Origin of the sequence: Exiguobacterium sp. s143, assembly GCF_018618895.1 — a bacterium.
Taxonomy (GTDB): Bacteria; Bacillota; Bacilli; order Exiguobacteriales; family Exiguobacteriaceae; genus Exiguobacterium_A; species Exiguobacterium_A abrahamii.
Genome location: NZ_JACSMX010000015.1, coordinates 1 through 401, shown reverse-complemented (window position 1 = coordinate 401; position 401 = coordinate 1). Strand labels below are relative to the sequence as shown.

2 tRNA genes are annotated in these 401 nt (G+C 48.6%); both read left to right on the top strand.

The features are described from left to right. The first annotated feature begins 92 nt into the window (after positions 1-92). Positions 93-166 (top strand) — tRNA-Arg (locus KNQ03_RS16935). Positions 167-171: 5 nt separating this feature from the next. Continuing rightward, a tRNA-Pro gene (locus KNQ03_RS16930) sits at positions 172-248 on the top strand. The last annotated feature ends 153 nt before the right edge of the window (positions 249-401 follow it).

Here is a 401-nt window from a genome sequence, read left to right as displayed (position 1 = left end):
CGGTCGTGGCGGAATCGGTAGACGCGCTAGGTTGAGGGCCTAGTGGTGGCAACATCGTGGAGGTTCAAGTCCTCTCGACCGCACCATATGATGCACCCTTAGCTCAGCTGGATAGAGTACTTGACTACGAATCAAGGGGTCGGGAGTTCGAATCTCTCAGGGTGCACTTTTCGGGAAGTAGCTCAGCTTGGTAGAGCACTTGGTTTGGGACCAAGGGGTCGCAGGTTCGAATCCTGTCTTCCCGACCATTATTTTCATACGAAATACATTGGACTTTGAAAACTGAACGATGAGGCAAAAAACGTATTCTATGGAATACAAAAACGAATGAAGCGCAAGCTTCGTCAATCGTGACTTCGGTCACAAAAACGAGCAAGTCAAACACTTCATGGAGAGTTTGA